Raw genomic sequence first — 7,640 nt, forward strand, 5'->3', positions numbered from 1 at the left:
ATATTTAACTTTTTCTTCAGGGCTATAAAATAAACCATCTTCACAATTATAGTTACCATTAGTTAAAAATTTTAAAGTCATAAATGGGTGAGTTGTTCCTCCTTTTCTTAAGTTTATTTCAACGGCATATAATAACCATTTTTCTTCTTCTTTTATAGCTAAAAAGTCCACAGAAAATCTTTCCATTGCTCCTTTTTTTGCCAATTCTAAACCTACTTTTAAGCCTAATTCTTGTAATTGTAAACGATAATCTTCTTTGGTTGGAAAACGACAACCAAGATAAATTTGTTGATCTTCTCCTCCTAAAATTTGATCATGGGTAGAAATTATTTCTACTTTTCCACAAGGTGTTATATAACCTTGCATACTCGGTGAAAATTTAATTTTTCCTTCAATAAACTCCTCAACAATTACGCCTAATTTAGGAATGCGATCGCAAAAAGTAATCCATGTATCTCCTAAACCTTGTACTATCGCTTTATGGATAATTTGAGCAACTAAATTTTGCTTTTTTTCTAAACTTAAATCAGAAGAGAAGAAGGAGGAAATATTACTAACATCTAAAACAGCATTACCTTCTCCTGAAAAGCCTTCATTTAACTTAATTACAACTTTGTTTAAATAAGGTTTTCTGGTTAATAAAAGAGCAGTTTCTCTAATTAAATCGTCAAGATTATAAACTAATGGACTGCCATCAGGATGAAGAATATTACATTGAGCAAAAATTTCTCTACTACCACTTTTTGATCCCCAATATAACAATTCTGGGCTAGAAGCCAACAAAGGAATATTTAATTTTACCGATAATTTTTGTTCTAAAATAGTCGAATTAAAACATACCATATAACTTTTATTAGGGCGTAAAAAGTTTTTAATCTTATTAATTAAACGAGGCCTTTCTAATATTTTTTGTGTTAAAGGTTTTAATGATCCATCATAGGTTGTTAATAATAATAAACGTTCCCTAGCATGAGAAAAAGGAATGCCAGGTAATAATTGTAAATAATAATCAATAACAATGGGTGACAAGGGTTGAGCCGTTATATAAATTAAGCGAGTATGGGGATTTCTTAAGCGAATTAAAGAAAATAAAAGTCTTTCTTCATAATGTAAAAAACCGACAACTTTTTTGCCAACTTCTTGATCAATACTAAAGGAAGGTATCACTAAAATATCTTGATCATCTTGTTCTAAAATATCGCCTTCTTGCCAATAATTTTTTAATTGATTTTGTAAGTTATGAAAATGCTTTTTATCTTCAATAGTAATAGCCATAATTTATAGTTTACAGTTAAATTTCTAATTCCTAATTTCTAATTTCTCATTCCTCATTATTTATTGCATTCGATCGATAGTACGATATTGTATCGCTTCTGCTAAATGATTACTCTTTAAATGTTCATCTCCAGCTAAATCGGCAATAGTACGAGAAACTTTTAAAATACGATCCATAGCACGAGCCGATAAACCTAATTTGCGAATAGCACCTTCTAAAAGGCTACGACTAGCATCATCTAATACACAATATTTCTGTAAATGTCGAGATTGCATCTGTGCATTAGAACTAATATTCTCACTTTTAAATCTTTGCTGAGCTTTTTCCCTCGCTTTTAAAACCCTCTCTCTTACTACTTCTGAGGTTTCCCCGATTTTTTGCCTCGTCATTTCTTCAGGTTTGAGGCGACTCACTACAACTTGTAAATCTATGCGATCGAGTAAAGGCCCCGATAATTTTGCCCAATATTGTTCTCTTTGTCGTGGTGAACAAGTACAAGATTGAATAGTATCTCCGAAATATCCACAAGGACAAGGATTCGTGGAAGCTATGAGAGTAAATTGTGAAGGGAAAGCCACTGATTGCCTAGCTCTAGAAATAGTAACATATCCATCTTCTAAAGGTTGTCGCAGAAACTCTAATACATTACGTTTAAACTCCGTTAGCTCATCAAGAAAAAGTATGCCAAAATGAGATAAGGAAATTTCTCCAGGCTTAGGAAATGACCCACCACCGACAAGAGCAACACCACTGGCAGAATGATGAGGACTACGAAATGGACGTTCTCGTATTAATGAGCCTTTATCTTTAAGTAATCCCGCCACTGAATAAATCTGCGAAACTTGTAACGCTTCTTGAAAATCTAAGGGCGGTAAAATTGACGGTAAACGCCTTGCCAACATCGTTTTTCCGGCTCCCGGTGGTCCTACAAAGATAAGATTATGTCCTCCAGAAGCGGCGATTTCTAAAGCTCTACGAGCGTGATTCTGTCCTTTTACGTCTTTTAAATTATTGATATTGTTGAACAATGGTTCAAATTCTGTTTCCAAATTAAATTTTGTAGGTATGAATCTTTCAGGTTGTTGCAAAAATTGGGCGACTTCATCTAAATTACTCAAGCCATAAACCTCTATTCCTTCCACCACAGCAGCTTCTTGGGCATTATCTTTTGGCACAATCATGCCTTTAAATCCAATTTTTACCGCCGTTGCCGCCATCGGTAAGACTCCTGCTATGGCTCGTAAACTACCATCAAGAGACATTTCCCCTAAAAATAAATAATCGGCCAATAATCGGGGATCAACTTGTTCAGAAGCTGATAAAATACCAATACTAATGGGTAAATCGAAACTAGGTCCTTCTTTTCGTAAGTCAGCCGGAGTTAAATTAACGGTAATCTTACGCACGGGAAAAGCAAAACCAGAATTTTTGATCGCTGCTTTTACCCTTTCTCTTGACTCCTGCACGGCGGTATCAGGTAAACCAACAACAGTAATCTTGGGTAAACCACCAGACACATCCACTTCAACCCCTACTTTTACAGCATCAACGCCTACAATGGTGGCACTCCAAACTCTAGCCAACATAAGTAATCGAATTTAATAATTGATAATTTATTATGTCCTGAAATTACTCAATTTGACTAATTTTTCCCAAAATTTTTAATTAGAGCGTTTTTTTATCCCATGAAACACAAAAAATTGTAAGAACAGATGTGCATTGCAATTATTTTGATAACTTAATTATTTCTTAAAGATATTTTCAATTAGATACCAATTTTTTTGAGTTATATTCAAGATTAGGAAATACCAATTTGAGTAAAGATTATCACATATGAATATCAAAAATAATCATCTTTTTAGATTTTATGACAACTTAAGACTCGGACAAAAATTAAGTATTATTTTACTGCTCATTTTTATTGTTGGTAGTATTTTGAGTGGTTTAGCATTATCTAATTTGTTAAATCAAAATACACAAAGAGAAATTACGACTCAAGCATTAATTTTAATGGATACCATGAATTCAGTTCGTAATTACACAAGTACACAGATTCAACCAGAATTACAATCTCGTTTAGAAGAAGAATTTTTACCTCAAAGTGTACCGGCTTATTCTGCCACAGAGGTGTTTCAAAATTTTCGAGAAAATAAAGATTATCAACAATTCTTTTATAAAGAGGCAACTTTGAATCCTACTAATCCTAGAGATAAAGCTGATGATTTTGAAGCTCAAATTATCGAAAATTTTCGCTCAGGAAAAGTAGCAAAATCTGTAGAAGGTTTTAGAAAAAGTAACAATCAAGACATTTTTTATATTGCACGTCCTTTACAAATCAAAAAATCTAGTTGTTTAGTTTGTCATTCTACTCCTGATGTTGCACCAGCTAGTATGATTAAGCGGTATGGTTCACAAGGAGGCTTTAACTGGCATCTAAATGAAATTATTGGTAGTCAAATTATATTTGTACCCGCTAGTACAGTTATTGAGAGTACCCGTCGTTCTTTTTTCCTTACCATGTCTATAGTTTTGGGAATTTTTGCCTGTGTAATTTTGTTAATTAATTATTGGCTCAGAAAAACTGTAGTAAAACCTGTGGTAAAAATGACAAAAATAGCCGAGGTTGTGTCTCAAGGAGATTTAGAAGTGGAATTTACCAAATCTTCCCAAGATGAAATTGGTGAATTGGCGGATTCTTTTTCTCGCATGAAAACCAGTTTTGTGTTAGCTATGAAAAAATTAAACGAGCTCAGAAACAAAAATAAAGGAATAATTTAGGTGATTTTCTCCCTCTAATCCCTCTTTTAAAGGTGAGAATTATCAGAAAAAGTAAAACTTTAATTAGGGCTTTAATTACGCTGCTGTTGGGAATCTCAAGACTATAAGAATCAAGGGTTAATCAACACTACATTAACAAAAAAGTGTGCCATTTTGACAATTTTTGTTGAAAAACTAAACATTTTTGACTTGATTTTGAAACAAAAGCTTATATTAACTCAATAACACTACTAAGCTAAAAATTAAATTTTTGGTCATTTAAGCTGATAGCTAGCTGCTAATAGCTACCCTCATCAAAATAAAAATTCTTTTTGACGCATCCCTAATTAATTAAAATATGGCTAAAATATTTTCTAAATGCTTTTTTTTGAGAGAAATCGGGAATTTCCTCACTAACCAAATCAACAAAATCTTCCGAAGTTATCTGAGGATTTTCTGCAACTAAATCATCAACAATAAATTTACCAATGGGTCCTATATATTTAGATAATTCCTTCTGACAAGCGGAGATTAATTCAGCATTTATAGTTTCATAATTAGTTGGTAACTCTATACTAGAAGCAGTTTCAACTTTCTTTTGTGTGTGTAATTTCTCATCTATTTTTTGCTTCCAAATCGTCAGATAATTTGGACTTTCTATCGCTATACAAACTCTACCAGCGTGTTCTTCCTGTTCACAAATATTAATAGCCATTTGTCTGAGTTTTTTTGATATTGAGACACCTTTAACTAAGATTTGTCCCTTAACAATTAACTCAGATTCTGCTATGTTTATAATGCCTTGATTTGCGAGATCATCGATGTGATAAACAAACATAATTTTACCAATTGACCAATGATAATAAAATAATCACAAGTATAGATGCCTAAAACAATTAATTGCAGTCTAACATAAATTTTTGTAAAAAATAAATTATCGACATAAATATTAACTAAATTTTAAGTAGTTTGTATTAAGGGATTTATCCCTTTTCTTTGATTAGTAGTTTAAGTGAGTAAGCTAAATTAATTGTGGATTTTCCTTTTCTTAAATCCATAGTAACAAGGGGTAACAAGAGGTTTAAACCCCTTGCCTTTATACAATTAATTTGAGTACTTTATGTACAATTTTGCCAAGCTAATTTCGCCGCCCCTACCATTCCCGCTTGATTACCCAATTGAGCTACCATTAACTTTAACCCTACACGAGAGCTAGGTAAAACTCGACGATTAATCTCTGTTTCTGTGGAAGGGAGAAAAAACTTACTACTAGCACTGACACCTCCCCCAATAATGATAGCTTCGGGTGTGAGAATATAGATTAAACTAGCTAATCCAGCACCTAATTGCTTACCATAATTCTGCCAAAATGTCAAGGCAGACAGATCATTATTTTCCGCTAATTCTCCTAATTCCGCCGGAGTTTTTTTTGTATCTCGATAAATTGCTGTAGCCGACACATATTGTTCCAATGATCCTTGATTACCACTATTACAATTATGCCCATCAGGATTAAGGGTGATTAAACCTAGTTCCCCTGCTGATCCTAAATGTCCTGTAAATAGCTTACCATTGAGTATTATTGCACCTCCAACTCCCGTCCCTAAAGTTAGTAGTATCATATTTTGATAGTTTTTTCCTGCACCTAACCATGCTTCACCTAATCCAGCACAATTAGCATCGTTAGCTATTATCGTTTTTAACCCCGTTTTTAGCTCTAATTCCTCAGCTAAGGGTACATTCTTCCAATCACTTAAATTAATGGCTACTAAGGCTATTCTACCTTGAGCATCCGTAGGTCCAGGAGTTCCTATACCTAAAGCAATAGCTTTGTTTTTGTAATTTAACTTTAACACCATATCGGCGATAGCATCTATAACCCCTTCGGGAGTTGCCGGTTGAGGAGTCGCAATCGTTACGGATTCTACACAAGTACCATTTTCCAGAAATCTACCTAATTTTATCGCAGTTCCGCCTAAATCAATTCCTATTACTTCTTTTTCTGTCATTTTCTTTTATTTATTATTATTTACTTTTATTTGCTTTATTATGGTTCAGTTAGTTTTAATCTCAATCAAAATTTCTCTCGTCCCGGTGTGCAAAGTTAATCAATTATTGTCGCTATTTTATCTAATAAGTAAAGATTTTAATAAAGGTGTCAAGGATGCAAAGGCTTTTCCTCTATGACTGATTTTTCTTTTTAATTCTGGTGACATTTGTGCAAATGTTTGCTTAATTTCTGGCACAAAAAAAATAGGATCATAGCCAAAACCACTTTCTCCTCTTCTTTCTGTCAATATTTCCCCCTCACAAATACCCTCAGTTTTTATTATTATTTGTCCCCTAGAATTGGAGATCGCCACTGCACAAACAAACTTTGCTTGACGGTTATTTTTACCTTCTAATTCCCCTAATAAACGATTAATACGATCAAAATCTGTTTTACCATATCTAGCAGAAAAAATGCCGGGTTGTCCATTTAACTCATCTACCATTAAACCAGAATCATCGGCAATGGACCATTCATTTAAGATTTTAGATACTTGTGAGGCTTTTAGTATCGCATTCTCCATAAAACTCATCCCTGTTTCTTCTATCTCTAACTCTGACGGTTTTAATCCTAATTGTAGGTCAAATTCTTCTAAATATTCTTGCATTTCTTTGAGTTTACCAACATTACTGGTGGCTACAATTAATTTTTTCATGATCAATAAAACAATAATTACTCTGTTTAGTATAGTACTATTTAAAATTATATACAAGATTATATTTTCTTATTTTTCATAAGGTAAAGGACTTAAAATATAATCGAGAGGATAGTATATTAATGGTGTCCATAAACTGCTAATTATTGCTGACGTTAAAGAATTTTTTTGATAATTTAACCAAATATCAATTAACGGTATTTGAGTTTGAAAACTATACTGTAAAGCGATAATTGTTTCGTTAATAATCGCCATACCAAAAACAATTAAAGTCACCGAAATTACGTCTTCTTTAACATACTTATCTTGATAAACATTACTAGTAAATAATGCGACAATCATTAACCCTAAAATATGAGAAGGCAAAAATCCTGTTAAACTGTCCCAAATTAACCCTAAACAAATTGCGGCAACCATACTTTGCCATAAATTTCTTTTAACACTCCATACCACTAACCAAATTAATAACCAATTAGGTGTGATACCTATTAATTCTAAACCCGGTATTCTAACTAATAAGAATAAACAAGAAATAATTAAAGAAAAAATAATTAAAAATATTCGTACCCAAAAATTATTTTTCCAACTTATATCTATTCTTTTTAACATTAATTCAACACTATTACCTTGATAAAATTTAGTTCAAAGACTTTACTAAGCTAAAACGCATTTAACTTACATTTTTCCCTAACTCCTAACAAGGGGTTTAAACCCTTTGCCTTGACTCAAACGTTTACCTCTTCTCTGTTTCCAAATCCGCTTTTTCCTACCTTTCATAGCCCTCTTTTGTCAAACTCCGCAAACACTTGCAATTTATAGATTCTGCAACTGTTGTAGATCAATCGATCGAGGTCATATTTAATAATATGAAATAAATCGAAACTTTAAATTAGTAAATTTGA

General features: G+C 32.7%; 7 protein-coding genes. 1 reads left to right on the forward strand and 6 read right to left on the reverse strand.

The window, feature by feature from the left end:
• The coding region (locus tag FWJ34_RS16570) for a carboxylate-amine ligase (protein WP_308256451.1) at window positions 1-1,275 on the reverse strand (1,275 nt) is incomplete at its 3' end.
• 60 nt (window positions 1,276-1,335) lie between these two features.
• A complete protein-coding gene (locus FWJ34_RS16575; protein ID WP_308256452.1) occupies window positions 1,336-2,862 on the reverse strand; it encodes a YifB family Mg chelatase-like AAA ATPase in 1,527 nt (508 codons plus the stop codon).
• Between the two features lie 247 nt (window positions 2,863-3,109).
• On the opposite strand from FWJ34_RS16575, the gene FWJ34_RS16580 reads away from it, so the two are divergent.
• Window positions 3,110-4,054, forward strand: coding sequence for a DUF3365 domain-containing protein (locus FWJ34_RS16580; RefSeq protein ID WP_308256453.1), 945 nt, complete (start codon window positions 3,110-3,112; stop codon window positions 4,052-4,054).
• A gap of 322 nt (window positions 4,055-4,376) precedes the next feature.
• On the opposite strand, the gene FWJ34_RS16585 is transcribed toward FWJ34_RS16580, so the two are convergent.
• From FWJ34_RS16585 to mreD, 4 genes are all read right to left on the reverse strand, one after another.
• Window positions 4,377-4,871: a hypothetical protein gene (locus FWJ34_RS16585; protein ID WP_308256454.1), complete on the reverse strand. Its 495-nt coding sequence runs from the start codon at window positions 4,869-4,871 to the stop codon at window positions 4,377-4,379.
• 280 nt (window positions 4,872-5,151) lie between these two features.
• Window positions 5,152-6,042: an ROK family protein gene (locus FWJ34_RS16590; protein WP_308256455.1), complete on the reverse strand. Its 891-nt coding sequence runs from the start codon at window positions 6,040-6,042 to the stop codon at window positions 5,152-5,154.
• A 117-nt stretch (window positions 6,043-6,159) separates the two neighbouring features.
• The gene (rdgB, locus tag FWJ34_RS16595; RefSeq protein WP_308256456.1) at window positions 6,160-6,738 is read right to left on the reverse strand and encodes an RdgB/HAM1 family non-canonical purine NTP pyrophosphatase; all 579 of its coding nucleotides are present in this window, start codon (window positions 6,736-6,738) and stop codon (window positions 6,160-6,162) included.
• 69 nt (window positions 6,739-6,807) lie between these two features.
• Window positions 6,808-7,347 (reverse strand): rod shape-determining protein MreD, encoded by a 540-nt coding sequence (gene mreD / locus FWJ34_RS16600; protein ID WP_308256457.1) that lies wholly within the window; start codon window positions 7,345-7,347, stop codon window positions 6,808-6,810.
• Between the last annotated feature and the right edge of the window lie 293 nt (window positions 7,348-7,640).

The sequence above is a fragment of the Geminocystis sp. GBBB08 genome (genome assembly GCF_016743215.1).
GTDB lineage: Bacteria > Cyanobacteriota > Cyanobacteriia > Cyanobacteriales > Cyanobacteriaceae > Geminocystis.

Coding starts and splice junctions, on each gene's coding strand:
- FWJ34_RS16575 (WP_308256452.1), bottom strand. CDS start 2,862: ATGTTGGCTAGAGTTTGGAGTGCCACCATTGTAGGCGTTGATGCTGTA.
- FWJ34_RS16580 (WP_308256453.1), top strand. CDS start 3,110: ATGAATATCAAAAATAATCATCTTTTTAGATTTTATGACAACTTAAGA.
- FWJ34_RS16585 (WP_308256454.1), bottom strand. CDS start 4,871: ATGTTTGTTTATCACATCGATGATCTCGCAAATCAAGGCATTATAAAC.
- FWJ34_RS16590 (WP_308256455.1), bottom strand. CDS start 6,042: ATGACAGAAAAAGAAGTAATAGGAATTGATTTAGGCGGAACTGCGATA.
- rdgB (WP_308256456.1), bottom strand. CDS start 6,738: ATGAAAAAATTAATTGTAGCCACCAGTAATGTTGGTAAACTCAAAGAA.
- mreD (WP_308256457.1), bottom strand. CDS start 7,347: ATGTTAAAAAGAATAGATATAAGTTGGAAAAATAATTTTTGGGTACGA.